The 18,580-nt window shown below is 54.7% G+C and carries 16 protein-coding genes; 6 read left to right on the top strand and 10 right to left on the bottom strand.

All coding sequences use genetic code 11. The annotated features are described in order from the left end of the window. Positions 1–97 precede the first annotated feature (97 nt). The 3 genes from MW898_RS08030 to MW898_RS08040 form a co-directional block, all read right to left on the bottom strand. Positions 98–1,135, bottom strand: coding sequence for a sodium:calcium antiporter (locus MW898_RS08030; RefSeq protein ID WP_248906068.1), 1,038 nt, complete (start codon positions 1,133–1,135; stop codon positions 98–100). 446 nt (positions 1,136–1,581) lie between these two features. Continuing rightward, complete coding sequence (locus MW898_RS08035; RefSeq protein WP_248906070.1) at positions 1,582–2,073, bottom strand: hypothetical protein; 492 nt, start codon at positions 2,071–2,073, stop codon at positions 1,582–1,584. A gap of 111 nt (positions 2,074–2,184) precedes the next feature. Beyond that, positions 2,185–2,451, bottom strand: coding sequence for a cyclase family protein (locus MW898_RS08040; RefSeq protein WP_248906071.1), 267 nt, complete (start codon positions 2,449–2,451; stop codon positions 2,185–2,187). Positions 2,452–2,485: 34 nt separating this feature from the next. Here MW898_RS08040 and MW898_RS08045 point away from each other — a divergent pair, with 34 nt between their 5' ends. The 3 genes from MW898_RS08045 to ilvA all read left to right on the top strand — a co-directional run bounded on the left by MW898_RS08045 (position 2,486) and on the right by ilvA (position 6,124). Next, positions 2,486–3,469 (top strand): ABC transporter ATP-binding protein, encoded by a 984-nt coding sequence (locus tag MW898_RS08045; RefSeq protein WP_248906073.1) that lies wholly within the window; start codon positions 2,486–2,488, stop codon positions 3,467–3,469. Continuing rightward, the gene (locus tag MW898_RS08050; protein WP_248906075.1) at positions 3,466–4,254 is read left to right on the top strand and encodes an ABC transporter permease; all 789 of its coding nucleotides are present in this window, start codon (positions 3,466–3,468) and stop codon (positions 4,252–4,254) included. The genes MW898_RS08045 and MW898_RS08050 overlap by 4 nt, the downstream gene beginning before the upstream one ends. Before the next feature lie 631 nt (positions 4,255–4,885). After that, the gene (gene ilvA / locus MW898_RS08055; RefSeq protein WP_248906077.1) at positions 4,886–6,124 is read left to right on the top strand and encodes a threonine ammonia-lyase; all 1,239 of its coding nucleotides are present in this window, start codon (positions 4,886–4,888) and stop codon (positions 6,122–6,124) included. 62 nt (positions 6,125–6,186) lie between these two features. Here the strand turns inward: ilvA and MW898_RS08060 are convergent, their stop codons facing one another. The 3 genes from MW898_RS08060 to MW898_RS08070 all read right to left on the bottom strand — a co-directional run bounded on the left by MW898_RS08060 (position 6,187) and on the right by MW898_RS08070 (position 10,258). Further along, positions 6,187–7,470 (bottom strand): nickel pincer cofactor-dependent isomerase, group 22, encoded by a 1,284-nt coding sequence (locus MW898_RS08060; protein ID WP_248906078.1) that lies wholly within the window; start codon positions 7,468–7,470, stop codon positions 6,187–6,189. A 76-nt stretch (positions 7,471–7,546) separates the two neighbouring features. Continuing rightward, on the bottom strand, positions 7,547–8,794 hold the full coding sequence (locus MW898_RS08065; RefSeq protein ID WP_248906080.1) for a C39 family peptidase: 1,248 nt from the start codon (positions 8,792–8,794) through the stop codon (positions 7,547–7,549). Between the two features lie 210 nt (positions 8,795–9,004). Beyond that, complete coding sequence (locus tag MW898_RS08070; protein ID WP_248906082.1) at positions 9,005–10,258, bottom strand: hypothetical protein; 1,254 nt, start codon at positions 10,256–10,258, stop codon at positions 9,005–9,007. An 897-nt stretch (positions 10,259–11,155) separates the two neighbouring features. On the opposite strand from MW898_RS08070, the gene MW898_RS08075 reads away from it, so the two are divergent. After that, positions 11,156–12,421, top strand: a complete 1,266-nt coding sequence (locus MW898_RS08075) for a M24 family metallopeptidase (protein ID WP_264383142.1) — start codon at positions 11,156–11,158, stop codon at positions 12,419–12,421. A 698-nt stretch (positions 12,422–13,119) separates the two neighbouring features. On the opposite strand, the gene MW898_RS08080 is transcribed toward MW898_RS08075, so the two are convergent. The 4 genes from MW898_RS08080 to fer all read right to left on the bottom strand — a co-directional run bounded on the left by MW898_RS08080 (position 13,120) and on the right by fer (position 15,994). Beyond that, complete coding sequence (locus MW898_RS08080) at positions 13,120–13,824, bottom strand: energy-coupling factor transporter transmembrane component T family protein (RefSeq protein WP_248906086.1); 705 nt, start codon at positions 13,822–13,824, stop codon at positions 13,120–13,122. Continuing rightward, positions 13,818–14,549, bottom strand: coding sequence for an energy-coupling factor ABC transporter ATP-binding protein (locus MW898_RS08085; RefSeq protein ID WP_248906088.1), 732 nt, complete (start codon positions 14,547–14,549; stop codon positions 13,818–13,820). Before MW898_RS08085 ends, MW898_RS08080 begins: the two co-directional genes overlap by 7 nt. A 4-nt stretch (positions 14,550–14,553) precedes the next feature. Then, the gene (locus MW898_RS08090) at positions 14,554–15,174 is read right to left on the bottom strand and encodes a biotin transporter BioY (RefSeq protein WP_248906090.1); all 621 of its coding nucleotides are present in this window, start codon (positions 15,172–15,174) and stop codon (positions 14,554–14,556) included. 175 nt (positions 15,175–15,349) lie between these two features. After that, on the bottom strand, positions 15,350–15,994 hold the full coding sequence (gene fer / locus MW898_RS08095) for a ferredoxin Fer (RefSeq protein WP_248906092.1): 645 nt from the start codon (positions 15,992–15,994) through the stop codon (positions 15,350–15,352). A gap of 284 nt (positions 15,995–16,278) precedes the next feature. On the opposite strand from fer, the gene MW898_RS08100 reads away from it, so the two are divergent. Both MW898_RS08100 and lipP1 read left to right on the top strand, forming a co-directional pair. Further along, on the top strand, positions 16,279–17,223 hold the full coding sequence (locus MW898_RS08100) for a cell surface glycoprotein related protein (RefSeq protein ID WP_248906094.1): 945 nt from the start codon (positions 16,279–16,281) through the stop codon (positions 17,221–17,223). Positions 17,224–17,360: 137 nt separating this feature from the next. After that, positions 17,361–18,350 carry a LipP1 family hormone-sensitive lipase gene (lipP1, locus tag MW898_RS08105; protein ID WP_248906096.1) on the top strand — a complete coding sequence of 330 codons (990 nt, stop codon included), beginning with the start codon at positions 17,361–17,363 and terminating at the stop codon, positions 18,348–18,350. Positions 18,351–18,580: the final 230 nt, after the last annotated feature.

Consider the following 18,580-nt stretch of genomic DNA (forward strand, 5'->3'; position numbering starts at 1 on the left):
CGATTCGCCCTAATCAATGTTAGAATAGGTACCGTGTTTTGATAAACCAGATATCAGAACAGAAATGAGACTAAGCAACCATCGATTCGAGCGCTGATTACGTTCCTTTGATCAGATGTGTGACTCCAATCGACTCAGCGACGACCCACACGACGAAAATGAGATACGCGACCAACAGTGCATAGGATTCGACATTAGTGAGTGAGAGATCGGTTCGCAGGATGGTAAAGAGAAGAATAGTCGCAACCGTCAGGACACCCATCATCGGGACCGCGACCGAGAAGTTCACGGGAGCACTTCCGACGATGAGGACACCGATTGGAATTGCGACGAGCAGATCGAACGTGTTCGATCCGAGTACGTTCCCGAGACTCGTGACACCCTTGCCAGCGCGGGCCGATCGGACACTCACGAGTGTATCTGGTAGACTTGTTGCTGCCGCGATGATGATCACGCCAGCGAGAAACTCTGGAATGCCGAACGTGTGTCCGAGTGACTCGACACCACCGACGAGCTGCTCAACAGCAATCAGGATGACGAGCAATCCGACAGCGAGCTTTGCCCACGCTCTGTGGACGGATCCTTCACTACTCGTTCTGTCACCTTGGTATTCATTGATATCTTGCCACTGGATGAAGAGATAGAGCACGTACAATAAAAGTGGAATAGCAGCCAACGGGCGCGTGATCCGTCCAGTGAGCGAGGGTGCATTCGGAACCGGGGCGTAGATGACCGCCAGTGCGAACGTCACAACCAGTGCCGAAACAGCGAGCATATAGAACTGAGCTTCCTTGTAGACGATGGTACGATTGGCTTCAATGTCTTCATCGGTCAGGATTCCGGCGAGAGCAGGTATCACGAGAATGTTGAACACTGCAGAGCCGACGATCGCACCGACTCCCATATCGAACACGCCAGCGAGGGCAGTAAACACAACACTTGCTAGTTCGGGAAAACTCGAACCAACCGCGACGACGACTGATCCTTGAACCACCGCGGGGAGTCCATAGTGAGCCGATAAGCGCTCTGCGGACGCTTCAAGCCAACCGCTCCCAAACCAGATGAATCCCGTCGCAACGATGATGACGACTACGTTCACAATCGGCGTGTTCGGAAGCAGACCACCAAGAACCATTACGTGGATCCAATTCGGTCACATTTCAAATATGTTTTGGTGTTATTGACTATAGTGAAACAGTCGTATATGTATCATATGTATCCGCAGAGAATACAAACGATGCTGGGCGTATTGATACATGCTCCAGTCACCCGCAGTACAGATATTTACTCGATGTTGTTGGAAGTAATCGGTCAAAAAACACTCCTCACGGCGTGATTACCCAACTAAAATTACTATTTCGTTATCATTACTTGTTCAATGTTTTTCAAGCGATAGTGTTGTCCACCAAATAGTTCTAGAATGGACACAAATAATCGGGGGACAGCGTGTTGCTACACGAATCGAGATATTCCAACCAGTGATAACATTAGTCAACAGGTCACCCGGATGTAACACGTGAAAGCAATCTGATCGAACGTTCAGGCGACAGTATTTCGATGTGAATTCGAAGGTTAGGAGAATCACGTCTCCTCGAACGTGAATCGAAGCACCGCGAGATCCTGCTTTGCCCGATCGAGTTGATCACCACCTGTTGCTGGATTACCGCCGAACCCGAGGATCCATCCCACTATTCCGTGACGTTCGAAGTACTCGACGATCATAGCATCGCGTGCTTCAGTAGTAATTATCTCTCCGATTGCGGAACGCTTTGTCCCGCGAAACCAAATGGTGCAGTCGCTTGGATCTCGAAAATTCTCCCACCAGTTGCTGTCTTGAATCGGTGTAACAGCAACTATCGCAGCATCGAATTGTTCGTACGCCACCGGAAATGTGTACTGCCGTCCGGACTGGCGACCAGCGTACGAGAGGAGCACGAGCCAATTGCTCACTGGCCAATGGAAGCGAGTGCACAAGAGCGAACGAAACAACGAATTGGCGAGTCGCTCCTCAATGATGCGCTGAACAGACGATACCCGTTTCGATGATCGGGAGACGTCAGTATCTTCGGCCATGCTACTATCATCGACGGTGATTGTCGTGAAAATACCGTCCGACGATACATGTTGTGGATCCCAAATGAATCTCACTGCGCTCGGTCGATTCGCCTCTTCTTCCCACCTGTCTCAGGAGTCGTGCAGACGCACCGACAGGCGAACCTGCGAGCTGTCTCGGTTGTGGTACGGAATGGGTGTACAGATCACGTCGTATCGACCAGCACCCGTCTGATCGAGGCTATCAACACCTTCAGCGATGAGATATCTACGGGAAGATGTGTACCTATGGACGTGGTGGTCGTCGAGTTCAGCGGCTGATTTGTCTGCTGTGAGCGGATCGATCTGCCGAGGCTGTCGCTCAAGACGTTCAGTGCCGGTCGCTCTCGCCGAAGTCAACACGTTTAATCGCTTTCCGACCCTAGATCTGGTAGTGTCGCTTGCCATTTCTACGACGAATCTCGAAAAGAACTATGGGGATGTTCGAGCGCTCGATGGACTTTCACTCTCGGTCGAGCAGGGTGAGTTCTTCGGGCTTCTTGGACCGAATGGTGCGGGCAAGACGACGTTCATCAATATTCTCGTCGGGCTCGTCCGCAAGTCTGGCGGCGAAGCCAGCGTATTCGGCCACGATGTCGAGGACGACTACCGCGCTGCTCGGGATCGGATCGGACTCGCACCACAGGAGTTCAACGTTGACCGTTTCTTTCCGATTCGAGAAGTGTTGATCCACAAGGCGGGCTATCACGGGATCTCGACGAAAGAGGCCGGAGAGCGTGCGGACAGGGCACTCCGTACCGTTGGAATCTACGAAAAGCGCGAGACACGCTTTGATTGGCTCTCTGGCGGAATGAAACGCCGATTCATGCTCGCTCGTGCGCTCGTCTCGGACCCTGATCTCCTCATTCTCGACGAACCGACGGCAGGAGTCGATGTCGAACTTCGACACGATCTCTGGGACATCATTACAGACCTCAACGACGACGGCACCACTGTGTTACTGACGACACACTACATCGAAGAAGCTGAGCAACTCTGTGATTCGGTTGCGATCATGGATTCGGGGAGCAAACTTACGGTCGCCAGCCCAGAGACGCTGATGGCACGCGGCAACGACACCGTTCGCCTCCGACTTCGTGAGCAGCCGACGCGAATTCCGACGCTCGATGATGAACGCATCGACAACGTAGCGCTCGATGATGATACACTCGTTGTGACAACGGCTCATGGAGGAGAGGTTGCACCCACCCTCGTTCGCAGTCTCGACCACCAGGATCACACAGTGGTCGACATAGACATTTCGCGCACATCGCTCGAAGAGGTTTTCGTCTCATTGACCAGCCACGAACAACAGACAGAAGACGAGAGCGACGGTCGTGAGACTGAGGCACCAGCATCAACCGGAGGGTCGTTGTGAACGTCGTTTCCGTCGGTTTGTGGACGCTCATCCATCGGGAAGTGCTCCGGTTCGTTCGTCGACCACGGAACACGTTTCTCCCGCCTGCAATCACGAATACGCTCTACTTTGTCGTTTTCGGGGTGATTCTCGGTGGACGAATCAATGCAAGTGAAGGCGTTCCGTACATCCTCTTTATCCTTCCTGGTCTCGTTGTGCTCGGTGCGACCAGTGATGCGTTTCAGAACGCTTCGTTCTCTATCTTCCACGGACGCTGGAACGAGTACATCCACGAGGTCCAGACATCGCCGCTTTCATACACCGAGATGGTTCTCGCGTACGTCTCGACCAGCGCGCTGCGTGGCATCATCATCGCGGTGTTGATCACTATCGTCGGTGCTATCTGTACGAATCTCATCCCATCGATGACGCCGGTCTGGTTCGCGCATCCTGCGTACGTCGTTGCGTTCATTCTTGTAATCACGTTCCTCTTCGCTGGCTTCGGCGTCGTAGGAGGTCTGTGGGCGCGAGATTTCGACTATCTGACCGTGATGAATCAGTTCATTATTCGACCGCTCGTTTTCTTCGGTGCAGTCTTCTATCCCCTAAGCGCCCTCTCCAAATTCTGGCAGACCGTGTCACTGCTCAACCCGATGGTCTACATGGTCGATGGGGTTAGGTATGCATTCATTGGTACGAGTGACATTGACCCGAACGTCTCGCTCGCAGTGCTCACGGGTGCAACAGTGATGATCGTGCTTTTCGACGTGTGGTTGTTCAAGCGTGGTTACGGACTAACCGAATGAGTGTTTCCACCGATCGAAGCGATCCATCCACTCATCACGAATAGATCGCCAACTGCCACATCCGACACACACTCTGGTTGAGTTATAGATAGAATGGTTACATCCCTACGTTTGTAATGCGCTGTGTCATCACTGATGAAAAGAACTGCACCGGACCGACAATTGAGTAGTTGTTCTTTTCAACTCGCGAACCAAGCCACGGTATTTCCAACACTGAGCCGTGAGGTAGTAAAACCGACTCACACTGCTCAGTGACCGTCATTCATCAATGTTGGAGTCGTGTAGGTAAAGCGCTACTAGTTTAAACCTATTCATATAGATAATCAGACTCGTTGAGTTTCAGTATTGCTCTTTGGGATGTGATGATACGGAGTTCACATAGTATTTTAGATATTTCATTTAGATGCGGAAAGATAACGACTGCTCTAGATGAAGAGACCGCTCCGACGCTATCGGGGCACATAGACATCGCTGTCGACGTTTGCCACCCCGACCGATAGCGCCTGACACCGCTGTCAGCACCGTCATCAGTAGTTATAAGAGACCTCGTGGGTTGGATTGACTCGATTGGGACCCGCTGACAGACACCCCGAATCAGGGCGGAAAGCGGTGAACGCACGACAGTCAGACGATGCCCGCAACAGGAGATATGCCAGTAACAGTAGAAGACATCAAACGCGCACGAGATCGTTTCGACGACGAATCGGTCGTTCGAAGAACACCAATCGAAACCAGTCGAACGCTGGATGCGAAAACACAGGCCAACGTCATTCTCAAGATGGAACATCTCCAGCGAACTGGCTCGTTCAAGACACGGGGGGCTTATAACAAACTTAGTCAACTCGCAGACAGTAACGACGGTCAAATCGACAGAGCAGTCGCGGCGAGTGCCGGTAACCACGCACAAGGCGTCGCGCTCGCTGCCACAAAAACGGGGCTCGATGCGACAATCGTTATGCCCAAGAACGCCCCGCAGTCGAAGATCGACGCAACGAAGGGATACGGTGCGAGAATAGAACTCCACGGTTCCGGTTTTCAATCAGCGATGAATCACGCGCATTCGCTCGTCGACGAGAACGCTGTTTTCGTCCACGCGTACGACGATCCGGATATCGTCGCTGGCCAAGGAACCGTCGGTCTCGAGATTCTTGAGCAAGTTCCTGCTGTCGATGTGGTGATTGTTCCGATCGGAGGCGGTGGGCTAATTGGCGGTGTTGCGACCGCGATTAAAGAACTTGACCCGCACGTGCGAGTCATCGGAGTGCAAGCCGAGGGTGCGGCGACAGTCCCACAGAGTCTCGAAAAAGGGCAGCCACATACTGCAGACGCTGTTCAAACGATCGCCGACGGAATTGCGACAGGGGGTATCTCTGATCTCACCTTCGAACTCATCGAACAGCACGTCGATGAGATCATTACCGTCTCTGATACTGAAATCGCCGACAGTATTCTGTATCTTCTCGAACGAACGAAGCAGATGGTCGAAGGAGCTGGTGCGTCGGCGATCGCTGCACTCCTGAGCGACGAACTCGACACCGAGAGAAAAACTGTTGTTCCTGTGATCAGCGGCGGGAACCTCAGCATGACAATGCTCCAACGCGTTTTGACACACGGATTGACGTTCCGAAAACAACTGATCCGGTTGCGCGTTCGTATCATCGATGAACCCGGTAAGATGAGTCATCTCTCGGGAATCATCGCGGCAAACGACGCAAACATCCAAAACGTCAGCCACGAACGCGCAATCGGTGATCTTTCAGTCGGCGAGGCGTACTTGGATTTCCAAATTGAGACGAGCGGTGATCAACACACGAATCACATCATCGAAGCCATCGAACAGGACGGGTACGAGGTCATTCGTCAGGATTGATCCGATGTGCTCATCACGCCGGTCACTCACCTTGGATAACAGACAGCACGAGATGCTTTGGATCATGGCGCAAGCGCTGCTTTGCCGTCACGGAAGACGAGCTGACGCTGTCCCTTGTGATCGACGTGGTCGTACGATTCGTTTGCCAACGCTTCCGAGACAGCAAACGAGGAGAGATGGCCCGTATCACGGAGCCACACCGCTCGTACCGACTCGGGGTCGGACGTGCCGACCGTAGAAAAGGCCGTTGAGAGAGCCAGCTGCTCGTTCGGCATCGCAACCGGTAGCTTCGACCGTTTGAGAGAATTACTCGTCAGGGCGTTGGTGTACATCTGTTCGAGATCGAGTTCATCGATTACGTCTGTTGTCGTTATATCAGCGAGACCGATCCCGTGTCCATTACCGTGTGTCTCTTCGGTCAGGCCCCGGACCACGATGCGCTTGATGTCTGGGGTTTCCGGTTCGTCGGTATTGAGCACCTGATAGCGACCGACGACGTTTGTGTCCATCCCAGTGCCCGAGATATCCTTGCCGATGCGATCGACGATGAGCACATCGACCGTATCGTACGGAAGTGTCGGCAGATGCTGCTGTGCACGCACCAACAGCTCCGACTCACGGTGGGGTAGGTTCCCAGCAGTGATTCCCTCGATCGCAGCGGTGCGATCGTAGAAATTTTCGACGATTGCGATTCCACCGAGAAACCGTACCGTCTCGCAGATTTCACCGAACGCATCTTCGATCACAGGAACGTATCCGTGAACCAGCGCTTGCTCGTGGATTGACTGGGCACCGTTTCGCTTTCCGAGCCCGATGGTGAGCATCTTACAAAGCCCGCTTTCGATCTCACCTGCAAAGTTCGTGTGCGGCTTCACACGATTGATAACGGTGACTGCGTCGGCTTCGAGTGCGGCCGTCGAGAAGTACACGGGTTCTCCGAACGACGTTTGACCGACCGTCTCCGTCTCCATTCGTGCGTCAATCGGACAGCCAAGTGTTTCCTCTGTGAGCGAGAGAGCAGCGAGCGTTCGCCGCTGTCCCTCGGCGGTTGCTCCGCCGTGACTCCCCATCGCAGGCACGACAACCGGATCGAATCCCTGTTCGTCGAATGCGTCGATGACGGCTGGGGCGATCGACTCGATATCGTGGATTCCACGACTCCCAAGACCAACCGCGATAGTCGCACCAGACGGAAGCTCGTCCACTAACTCACTCGTCTCTCGTCGTGTCGTCGCCTCGACCGCATCCTCTCGTGGTGCTGGGGGCTCATAGCGCACAGCAGTAAACGGTGGAAACTCGGATTGTTCGAGTGGATCGGGGAGCGCCTCAACGCTCGGTCTATTCATTGGTCGTCTGTATCACTGTTTCGTGCGACATTAGTTCTTTGTCCGCGCTATCAGCGGGAGAGCCGAGGTCGTCGTGTTAGTCCTCGGAGGCCGCGTCCGGAAGCGCATGTCCGGGAGGGTAGATGACGTAGGTGATCCCACCAGTCGATGAGGTCCGCTGCCAGACGTTCTCAAATGCTCCCCGTGGATAGACGCGGCGTACGGCATCGTTGGTCGGTGAAGCCGGGTCATTAGCAACTACATCCCCATCTTCAGTGAAGCCGACCACAGCCATGAGGTGTCCGTTCGTTCCGTACCCGGCACCGGGGAGCTCATCTTCCTCAAACGACTGCGAAGTAATGATCGGAATACCGGCTTTGATGTATTGTTCTAGCTCGTTCAGAGAGTGTAACCGGGTCACAAATCCATCAAGCCCGAACTGGCTGGCGTAGGCGACGTTGAACGGCCAGTTTCCGGCACCATCGTAGCTGTAGTCGTACGTTCCACGGGCAGCGAAGTCGACCTGTGGATCCTTGTACTCAGGATCAACCCAGCTCATCTGCTCCTCAGTTGGACCGCGACCCCAGTAGGAACAGATCATCGCGGTTGAGGTGGGACTGCACCACGCCTCACCACCACCGTCCCACTGTGGGTACTCGCCCTTGTGTATCTCCTGGGAGTACTGTGGCACGTCTAATACGGTTCCCGCTGCTCCACCGAGTGGGCTGGGATCGACGTGATCTTGCTGTGGTAGGTGAGACGTCATCGCACTGATCGAACGCAAGACCGGCGTGTGGTCGTTGTTGGGCAGTTGATAGAGCGTCACGCGCATCTGATACGAGCCCAGCATGATCCCATCCGCGGCTTTGAACGTATCGATAGCGACCCAACCGTGTTCGTCACCCTGATCAGGAACAGAGGTGCGGTGGATATCCACATCAGTCGTTGCCCAACGACCCATGACGTACCAGCCGGTACGTTCGCCGCTGGTGGTCGTCCCACGCATCTCTATCTGTACCCACGTGTCCTTCGGGGCGTCTACAGCCCACGAGGCAATCAGTTGCTTTGCGCCAAAGCCCACCCGATGTCTCGGAGAGATCCAACGGCCGTACTGCCACGTCTTCGTGCCGTAGCCGTGTGGGTCGGTGTACTCGCGCTGACCAACAGGGTGCGCGATGGTGAGCGACTCCCCACGTCCAGGTCGTGTGCCCTGAAACCGCCCTGCGGCGAAGTCCCGTGGAGAGGACCACCGCTGTACGCTGATTCGTTCGTTCTGCCTCGCAGTTCCGCCGGCGGAACGACGACTCGACAAACTGGCTATCCCACCGACTGCACCCAGTGCCATCAGGACGCTCCGTCGGGAAACCAAACGTCTCCTCTGACCACCGTGATGATCAGTATGCTGTACCATACGTAGAGAGCAACTGATGTAGATTCTTATAGCCACCATCTATTTATCTAGCCCATCGACAGAAGGAAATGAACGAAGATGGACAGACGTAGAAGTCAGCGCTTCATCGGATAGTGACACTCTGTTGTGGTATCGCTGTTCCGTTTACTGGTTGACATCGAGTGGTTCACAGAGCGCCCACGTGTCGGTCGCTGGATCGAGTCGGGTGGGTTCAGCACCGCGTTCGGTCACGATCCCGGCGTGGTATAGCATGGCTTTCAGTTGGAAGACTGTCGGAGAATGATAGATAGTGCCATCGGTCAGTTCGTCGGTCCGCAGATTTCCCGTTTCATCGAGTACTCGACTGCGGACGTCGTCGGTCCCCCGGAGAAACAGCTCGACGGTGAATGTGGCGTGTTGTTCGTGCAGCCATATAACGAGATCGACGAGAGATGGCTCAGTCAGCCCGTCTGTGTGCATTGTTTGGAGCTCTTTGACCAAAAGTTTCGTTGCAGGATACGTCCAGACAACACGTCGAGTGAGGAGTCCCCATTCGGGTGCAAGTTCACAGAATCGCGTTCGTGAGCGCTGCCAATCTTGAAAGGTAGTCAGTGCCTCCTCGACGGAGCCATACCGATGGAGAGCAAACCGAACTACCTCATTACCGAGCGGAGTAAGATCGACCCGGGTGGGTTGCTCTTTCACGAGACCGAGAAATACTGCACCCTGCCGGGCGCCTTCGACGGCTCGAACAACATGACTTGCCAGCACTGTGTCAGTGTCTTCGGGATGGGAGAGTGCGAGGGGGTACGCGAGATAGTTCTTTGGATGGTTGAGTGCGAACGATTTGTCCGCGACCCCTTGTGCGGTGGCCTGAAAGCTGATCGCTCTCGCGTCATCAGCCGTGCGATTACCGACGATGCGGGGAACTTCGAGCGGTTCGACGGTTCCACTGCTATCGACACCGAGGACGCCGACATTGAGCTCTCGGGCCAGTGTTCGCGCGGACTGTGAGATAGCAGCTTCTGGTGCCGCAACGTACGCAGCGTTCGCTTCGTGGAGGCGGTCATACGCTTGTACGATCCCGCGTTCGACATCGACTGCTTCGGTTCCTGTATACCCCTTTGCCTCGACAGCGATCAGTGGCGGCTGTTCGCCAAAGCGCTCGACGGCGAGGAGGTCAGATTCGAGATGCCGAACACCGACAAGGTCGGGGTAGCCTGTTCCGAGTTGGACGTGGTTGAATGGGGCGAGTTGCGAGCTGAGATCCGGCGGAATAGGCTGATCCGAGAGCCACTCATCGACGGCAAACTGTGTGTCTACAACCGAATAAGTGCGCGGTTCAGTGCTGTCGGGAAAGAGACGACGCTTCGTGTGCGCGAGGACCCGTGGTTCCGAAAGGGACGCCGTGCTAGCCATGATCAGTAATCCAACGGAGGGTTCATGAACGTTCGCTCATGCCTCTCTGTACGTGATGTTCGACGAATACTCTGTGTAGTGAACAACACGGAGAGGTCACGGCTCCGTTCTGTGACGATGGATCAGATCATTCGAGAGCTATCGATCGATGCAGTGTTCATCGATTGAGCCAATATGATTATATATCCTTCCTAAGGTCAGATGTATTTCAGTTGTGTTTTTCAGACGCGGAATGATGCAGTACAACAGAAGAGATGCGAGCCACTCGGTTAGCCATCGGAACATATGCTCAACCTGTTGTTGGTAGCGAAGTCTACATAGACAGTTTCATTGGGTTCTATTGAACGACAAAGACGTCGGAGAGAACAACAATCCCGCCACCCGTGCGTTGAGTGGATTCGTGGTTAGACAGCAGCTATCTGAATCACCATCTGTGAGTGTTTTCGGAGTTGAGTCTGGCAATAGAAATACTCGTACGGGTAGACAACTATTGACAGATAATTAGTATACAATAATTTTTGACTATTCTGGGAAAGTGCTCGGTTGTGTTCGGTCGGCTGTGAGAACCATTCGAGCCAGCCGTTGGTCGCGACCACAGAGGAAAACATCGATCAACAGATTTTCTCGAATGAGTTGCGTGATGCAACAACATTACGACGGACCGTCCACGTGACACAGACACACGTACTACTGTAATGCTGTCGTTGTCGATAGTTCTCCACTCACGCCGCACCAGGGACGATCGCTTGGCATTCGGTTGGTTCTCACAATCACATGCGAGACATACGTCGCGGATTGGCGTTTCGTCTACAGTTTTGAAACACCGACAGCAGTCCGCGATCGACAGTGTTAGACAGTGGGATTTATGTCCGATCTGCTGGACTATCATACTCAAGCATGTACGATCGGAATTTCATGGAGGGAACACGAGGAACACAGGCAGTGGACTGGGAGGAGCGAATCGACGTCAAGCGACTCCGTGAGGAACGATTCAACAAGGCGTTACAGCGGCTTGAGGATACTGACCTTGGCTCACTATTGTTGGTCTCGGACCCGAACATCCGCTATGTGACCGGTCTTGCGATGACTGGCGGTTCGGGTGCGGATCACTACACGCTTTTGACTGAGAATGGCGACGTAGTTCACTGGGACACCGCAGACCACGCCTCGAACCAGCGATTCAACTGCCCGTGGCTCGACGACATCCGCTATGCCTGTCCTGGTCTCGGGAACGTCCCTCGGGCCTCGGGTCGTGACTCGGCGCGGGCGTTTCTCACCCAGAAAATGGCCGATCTCGTCTATGAAGCGATGGAGGAGTACGGCGTCCACACGGAGCCGATGGGACTCGACGTCGACACGGGGCTTGTCGGGGCCTTCGAGAACAACGGTGTGGACGTTCGGACGAAGGAGTGTATCGATCTGATGCACGACGCGCGGAAAGTGAAGACCCGCGACGAGATCGAGTGTCTTCGTCAGGTCGCGGCGATCTGTGAAGCTGGTTTCCAGCAGGTCGTCGAGAACACGGCGCCAGGAAAGCGCGAATCAGAGATTTGGGGCGACGTGACGAAGGAACTCTGGCGACAGGGCGCGTTCGTCGGTGGTGGCTACCTCACGAGCGGTCCGAACACGTGGCCGAAACACCAAGCGAACACGACTGATCGTTCCATCCGACCTGGCGACATCGTCTACGCCGACATGTACAACATCGGCTATCTCGGGTACCGCTCGTGTTACTACCGCACGTTCTCGGTCGGCAAACCGACCCAAGCCCAGCAGGACGCCTACGAGATCGCACGCGACAATCTCTACGACGTGCTCGAACGCATCGAACCGGGCGCAACGACCGACGAGATCTGTAAGGGATTTCCAGACATGGACGGCGAGCACGCCGAATGGTACGGCGCTGACGAACATTGGCAGATGACGACGAACCACTGGGCACACGGACTAGGACTCCAACTCTACGAGATGCCGCTCATCTGGCGCGGGCTGTCGCCAGACCACCCGATCGAGATTGAGGAGGGAATGACGATGGCCGTCGAAACGATGGAGCCCGCAGACCGTCAGGGTGTTCGGGTTGAGGAGATGGTCGTAGTACGCGAGAATGGCGTCGAAGTCCTCAGCCAATGGCCGATCGAGAAAATCACGCAGATTGATTACTAACAGCATCGTAATGCATTTAAAACAGTGATTTTTCGTGTGTTTTGACATCGTATTCCCGTTTTGTCCAAAATACGTCCTACACTCCAGGATGCAGGAGGATCGACAGAACTCCCAGACTGAAGGCTGTATTGCATATAGTATATTCGATGGGAAGAAATATAAATCAGAATATTCCACCCATCTCTAACGTACAATATTTTTTATATTATGACATATCCGTATTCGGCCAGTGCCAACTATACTATCATTAACGCCGACACGGACACTGCATCGACATCATCATTCACCAGACAAGCAACGGGTGTATCGACGAAATGCCCTGAAAGACAAGGTGAATGACCTCATCAAAATCCATTGTTACTGCAGCTAAGATATTCACGACTGAATGCATATCTCTCTCAGGAAATCATACACGCAGTATACAGAATCGTTGTACGAAGGGTTGATATCGACAATTATTCGATCGACATCTCAAAAAGCAACCTAGTCTGTGGGTCGTTCACTCAATCCACCGAAGAGCATTGTTTGAGAATGTCATTTAACACATGGCTGTATCAAGATTTGGGTGAATACTTTCAATTGGTTATGATTCAATGACCGTTCAATACTGTCAATAACCATTCTGTGTGCAATCAAAATCGAGGAACAGCGAATGGTAGCCCAACGGAAGGTCAACGAGGGACCGGTTAGTCGAACGATCAGACGAGTGCCCAAACGACGAGTCCAGCGGCCAGTAAGAGCGCTGGTGCGTCCCAAAGCGAGAAATGAAGCGCCGGTAGCGTCGGGTTCCACGAGAAACATCGTGCACGGAGTGCCATCCCCAGTCGGTCGGCCCGCTCGAACACCCGCTGGATTCCTGCGATCGTGATGATTCTCATCCGATCAGTGAGACGGCGCTCGGTCCCGAGTCGCGCTTGCATCGCAGTGCGCGCCCGAAAGAGATCGGACATCAGCACCGGTAAGAACCGAAAGACAAGCGCCACACCGATAGAGAGAAGGCGGCCGATCCGCCCAGGAACGACCCGCTGGACAGCCGCCCGCGAATCACGAACTGGCGTTGTCCGGACGTATGCGACGCTGACAAGCAGTACGAGAAGGACGCGATAGCTCGCAAGTGTTGGCATGAATGTCTCAGTGAGTTCAATCCACGGTGGCCCCAGAACGAGGGCCGAAAGTAGTGGTCCCGCAATCAGAAACGGCAGCGCATAGCGAACCTCTTGGACGGCAACGAGCGGAGAGAGCGCTGCTGCCGCGAGAATAAACGCAGTGAGCACAGTCAAGACCAGTAATCCGTGCGGAGTCGTATGAGAGAACGCTGCGAGAGCGAATCCAATTTGGACGGCGAATTTCGCCCGTGGATCGAGCCGATGCGCGATTGACCGGCCGGGTTCGTAGGTCAGCATGGGGGGCGGACACCAAGCCCCGACAGCTGTTCAACCGCCGTTTCCGGAGGGCTATCGAGTGCCACCTGTCCTTCGTGCATAACGAGAAGACGATCAGCGAGGTTTACCATATCTCGAAGGTCGTGGGTGACGACGACGATACCCGTGCCGTCAGCGTAGAGCGCTGTGAGCCTGTCGAGCACTGATTGTCGGGCCGGTTCATCGAGACCTGCAAACGGTTCATCGAGCACGAGATGATCCGGATCCATCGCTAGCGCGCCTGCAATAGCAACGCGCGCCTGTTCCCCACCAGACAATCGATCGATACGGTCCGCTTTGTGGCCGTCCAGTTGGACTGCAGTAAGCGCTTCCTCTACCCGTCGGTCGATTTCGGTCCTACTGAGGCCAAGGTTCTCCGGGCCAAACGCGACATCAGCACCAACGGTGGCAGCGACGAACCCATCTCGTGGATCCTGAAACGTCATCGCTACCGCAGTTCGGGCAGCCACGGTGTTGTCGCTGACTGGCTGGCCATTTACCGACACTGTTCCCGAATCTGGATCGAGAAGGCCGTTGAACTGCCGGACGAGTGTCGTCTTCCCCGATCCGTTCGGTCCGGCGAGCACGACAAAGGAACCGTCTTCGATGGTGAGTGAAACGCCGTCAATAACTGGGGCCGTTCCATCGGTCTCCGATCTACCGTCCGATGTCCCATATCGGTAGGTGAGGTCGTGGATCTCGATCATCGTTTCATTCTGCGGCTATCGCGCTGCTACGGACAATTCCGACCGCAGCCGCGATCTTCAGTGCCTCAGCCGGGATAAACGCAACTGCGCCCGCAATAACCGCCTCTTCAAGACCAAGACGGAGGACGATCATCATCCCCGTAATACCCAGCGCGTAGATGAGCACCGTACCGACGACCATCGCGCCGACGAGTCGGGCGAGACCCACCGCTTCCGGATCAGACAGTGAGAGACCGCCATGGACGATGGTACCAACAGCAAACGCTGCTAACGGGGTTGACCAGAGATATCCGGCCGTCTGACCGATCAGAACGCCAAAGCCCGCTGCACCGCCTGCGAACACCGGCGCACCGAGCATACCCGCAAACAAGTACAACCCGCAGGCTGCACTACCCCAGATCGGCCCGAGAAGAATCCCGGCGAGAAACACGCCCAGCACTTGCAGCGTGACCGGATTTGGTGAGACCGGATTCGGGAAACTCACGTATGAAAACGCGCCGATCAGAGCAGCGAACAGCGCCGCGCGGGCGACGTTGGTTACCACTTCATCGCCAACGAGTTCGGTATCGACCGATGCAGCACCCGTTTCGCCATCCCCATCACCGCCGTGTCTCTGTTCGGTCATCGATGTACTCATCCAACCGTCAACCAACTTAGCCATGTCGGTTGACAGTGTACATATCGTTCGTCATTCGAAATAACTACATAGAGATGAGTTCTTGCTCTGGCAGCATCAAACAGGGAATAACGTTGCTGTGAATACGACTCAGACACGACACAGCTACTAGATTAGCACCCAGTCAGTCACCAAGACACGCTTGCTCGAACGGGCGAGGAGGCAACCGAAGTTCATCGAGGTACGGAAGGTGTTTGACGTTGTAGACGACCTTCAGCTCTTCTGTAATCGGCATAGCGTTGCAGGAGAGTCGAATCCCACGGTCGAGTATTTCCGTCGGAAGCACGTGATTAACAGGCATCGCTATCTCCCCTGCTATGACAGCAACCGCACAGTTGGCACACGCTCCACCTCGACAGGCGAATGGCCACGTAAAGCCACGGTTTTCAGCGGCTTCAAGGAGCGATTCGTGTGGCCGAACGAGAAACTGACCAAAATCTGTTGGGCTGAGATCCGCGCTTGCCGCGTTGCTGAACAAATCCTCATCATCGAGTGACCACCCGTAGTCATCGAGAACTTCGTAGTTGAGGTACTCAACTCGAGTCTGGGGCTCCTCCTCTTCTGGTCCATCCGTGTCGGACTCGACAGCTTTGGTGTCGACACTATCGCCCACTTGAAGCTCCTCGTAGGCCATTCGAACGAGCTGAAATTCACTGGTTGAGCCACCGTGATCTGGGTGTGCTTCCTTCACTCGCTGTCGATACGCGCGATCGATCTCTGCTTCGTCCGCATCGGGGCTGATCCCGAGAACATCAAACGGAGAGTCCACACATGACAATCGTCACTCAGGGGTATAAGTCCTCTCTTGAGTACGAATACAGCACACCTAACGGTCACAATCACGTGGCGGTGTGTATCCCCCAATACTTAATCTCACTGGAACTTAGATAATTATATATTCTATCCTACTATTTATTTCTGATCTAACTAATAAACTCAACGTATTTTCAGAGGGATTTATTGCTGGAGCGTCTCTGTTGAGATGTATGTTGACACATCTTGCCACGTGGCTGCTCGCGTATCGCGGATATCGAGCAGAGGGGTGAACAAGAGATGGGGAATTTATGGACCGGGACAGTCACGCTCGCTGTACTTCTTGCGGCGATCGTGGCCGTTCCGGCAACGGTAGCAGCACAAGATGAACAGACATTTGTCGTCGTGCAGGGTTCAGAATGTGTCCAAATCACGCCACTCGGCGATGGTACACAGTCGGTCGAGAATTTCTACGATTACCGGTCGACGACAACGACCGCACGGGGGCAGTACACCTCGTATGGAACGAGAGACATTCAACTGAGCCAGACGAGTCAAGTGTTCGTCTATGCTGGCTCAGAGGGACTGAGTCTCGTGTTCCTCCACGATAGATTCGGAGACGACGACGGTGGGTTCGCTGCGACAGCCGACATCTCTGGGCTACCGACAGACGGCGAATGGGCAATCGAAGACGATTCGTACACCAACCGCGACGACGTCTTCAGACACTCCGCCACATCGAGCCACATCGAATGGGTCTCGAACGGCAACCGAACCGACGGAGGGGCATTCCGCGGACTCGGTAGCTCGAACTATCGGACCATCTCTATCGACATCGCGTTCAATGACGAGTCCAACCGCTATCCGTTCGACGAGTGGCAAGGATCACCCAGCCAGAACCAGCTCGAAGAGTGGGTCGTCCGTTCTGGGTCGGGTGAAACGACCGAGCTCGACATGGATGAGCCGATCGAAATCAGTCCCGGTACCTGTAGTGGTGGCATAAGCACGTTTACCCCAACAGAGACGGCCACCAGTACGAGCACACCGACGATGTCGGCGTCGGCAGAGACCGATTCCGACCAATCCAGTACAGCAGCACCGATCCAAGCGGACGAGTCAACAGAGTCCGGAGGAGCGGGCGTAATGAGCAATAACACAGTCAACGATCTCGGTGTCGGTGTCGCTACCGTGCTCGCCGCAATCGTTGTTCTCCTCGCGCTGCTCGCGCTCGTGCGCCAAAACTAAGGCGCCAACGATTTCGACGACTACAGCCAGCGAATGGTGACGGCGTAGCACACAACAGCAGTTAATCAGGGCTGTCTGCCTCTTTTGATGGTTCAGCGAGGACACTTATACAGTTTGGTAGTGCATAACAAACCGTGATGTCTGGGACTTCAGCAAACGATCGACGCGCCACAGAACTTGACTCGGACGCACAAGACCTACTAGACACGTTGGTAGACGTGGGTGCACCCGATATTAGTCAACTATCCCCTGAGCAGACGCGAGCGGTCCTCGGTGATCTGTACACACCGGATGTTGATCCAATACTGGTCGCAGACGTCAAGGAACGCAAGATTCGGGCGTATGGCCGTGATATTAGGATACGGATCTACGATCCCGATCCGAGTCAGAACCTTCCTGCAGCCGTCTACTTCCACGGAGGAGGCTGGGTCGCTGGCAACCTGGATACTCACGACGGTGTTGCCCGATCGCTGGCAACCGAGAGCAACTGCATCGTCGTCTCTGTAGATTATCGGAAAGCACCGGAACACCCATTCCCTGCTGCTGTGGAAGACACATACCTTGCAACGAAGTGGGTCTCAGACAACGCCGAATCGCTTGGTGCCGACGGAAGCCTTGCAGTCATCGGCGAGAGCGCTGGCGGCAATCTCGCGGCCGTTGTCGCGCAGATGGCTGTCGAGAAGGACGTTAGTACTCCGACAATCGATCAGCAGGTGCTGCTCTATCCGGTAACCGACCACTCATTCGACACTCTCTCCTACGAGGAGAATGCCGACGGATATTTCCTGACCGCGCGAGCAATGGTGTGGTTCTGGAATCACTACCTCCGTGACGATATCGATGGAGCAAATCCACGAGCGTCTCCACTTCGCGCTCCCGAGCGCGTCCTCGCTGAACTCCCCCCAGCGACGCTGATCACTTGCGGGTACGGCCCGCTACGCGACGAAGGATTCGCGTACGGAACGGCGCTCGCCGAGGCTGGCGTCTCTGTCGAGCACATCAACTACGACGGGATGATCCACGACTTCGCCAACATGCGTCGGCTTGCAGAGCCGTTTCCGAGCATCGAAGCAGCAAACGACGTGCGTATGCGTGCTAGTGATGCGCTCAAAGCGGCCTTCAGATAAGGGAATTCGAGCAACCTCCGTCAGTGCTGCACCGAATGACGATGAGCACTGAAACGCGCGGCTCAAGCTGAAACCTCCCTACGATACGCTCACCCGACTCACGACAGCCCGAAAACAGCTATCGAAATTGACACCACAGCTGCGAGCACACCAATCGGATGACGGAGAGGACGCTGTATAATGTGTTTCGTCGCTACCGAGGTAGTGACGTCATGGCACGAGCGAAACAC

Origin of the sequence: Halocatena marina (genome assembly GCF_023276375.1) — an archaeon.
GTDB lineage: Archaea > Halobacteriota > Halobacteria > Halobacteriales > Haloarculaceae > Halocatena > Halocatena marina.